The organism is Pedobacter sp. ASV12 (assembly GCF_016429155.1).
Taxonomy (GTDB): Bacteria; Bacteroidota; Bacteroidia; order Sphingobacteriales; family Sphingobacteriaceae; genus Pedobacter.
This window is the reverse complement of sequence record NZ_JAELUC010000189.1, coordinates 1-1,333: the sequence shown is the minus strand read 5'-3', so window position 1 is coordinate 1,333 and position 1,333 is coordinate 1. Positions and strand designations below refer to the sequence as shown.

Annotated in this window: 2 protein-coding genes; one reads left to right on the top strand and one right to left on the bottom strand. The window is 47.3% G+C overall.

All coding sequences use genetic code 11. From position 1 onward, the window contains the following. A partial coding sequence (locus tag JHD69_RS19800; protein WP_199142064.1) for a hypothetical protein occupies nt 1–427 on the bottom strand: 427 nt, incomplete at its 3' end. Between the two features lie 217 nt (nt 428–644). On the opposite strand from JHD69_RS19800, the gene JHD69_RS19795 reads away from it, so the two are divergent. Next, nucleotides 645–1,333 (top strand): histidine kinase (locus tag JHD69_RS19795; protein WP_199142063.1); only part of this gene is annotated, 689 nt, incomplete at its 3' end.

Here is a 1,333-nt window from a genome sequence, read left to right as displayed (position 1 = left end):
ACACACCCCCCCCCCCCCCCCCACCCCCCCCCCCCCCCCCCCCCCCCCCCCCCCCCCCCCCCCCCCCCCCCCCCCCCCCCCCCCCCCCCCCCCCCAAAACATTTTTTTGTCGTGGTTCGTCGGCAGCGTCAGATGTGTATAAGAGACAGAGCGTTAGGACAAAAGTTATGAGCAACATCACTACACCTATGCCCAGGCCTTGGAAAAAATCTCGCACCGATTTCCTGTCTTTTGGCCAAAAGCCAATAGAAGAAAGTGTCCGCTCATCAAGCTTAAGCAATGCCCAGCTCATGAACAGGGCAATGAGGAAGAAAAACAGAAAATCGTTGAGCATGGGAACTGTACCTGCAACTGCCGTGGCTACCCACAAAACAAGAAAATAAAATAAAACCTTCGCCCACGAAGGTGCTAACCAGAGTGTTTTCATTACATTAATTTTCTGCAAATAGGCCTTTTGGTTTCGGGCCTGCAACTTTAATCGGCACAGCGGCAGAAAAGCCATATAAAACCGTCTTTTGGGGCAACAAGGAAAATAATCAGCATGCCAGAGGTGTTAGTTGCTTAGTTACAGGCTTTCGTCGCCATATTTGGCCTGCCCGTCGTTATCATTTGCGGTACAGCACAGAAAAGCTGATATTTATAGCATGCAGACCGCCAAATTCATCGAAAAGATCTATTCAAAAATCGAAATCAGGATTAGCCTGCACCTGCTCTTTTGGGCGCTTCTTTTTGGGGCCAAGCTGTACCTTATTCATATTTCGTTTAATGTGTACAATTCGTTGCCAACAGCCACACACCTATTGCTGGCATTGGCCAGCACCATGGTTTTGGCCATGTTTTACTATTTGGCCGTTTATGTGGTCCTGCCCAAAACCTTGCTGAAAAAACGCTATTTACTGTGCTTTGTACTTATGGCAGTAGCAGTGTTCTGCTATACTGTTCTTGATGCCTTTCTAGAGCTATCTATCATAGGTGCTTGTAAGACCTGCGATAACCTGCTCAGTCGAGAATATGCGACTTATCTAGCCCGTGGACTGATCAATGTAGCATTAACAAGAATTTTGAGCCTGGGCACTCCTATCTTTCTGTTGTTTGCACTTTGCATTCCGTTTAGCATTAAGATGGGCATTATGGCCTTTAGAAACAACATCCGCGCACTAGAGCTGGCTAAAGAGAACCTACAACTCGAGTTCAGTTTTTTAAAGGCACAGTTAAACCCTCATTTTCTTTTTAACGCCATGAACAATATCTACGGCCTAATCCTCAGTGGCGAAAAGGAAAAATCGGCCGGATTGGTATCGAGGCTTTCCGAACTGCTGCGCTATACGTTATA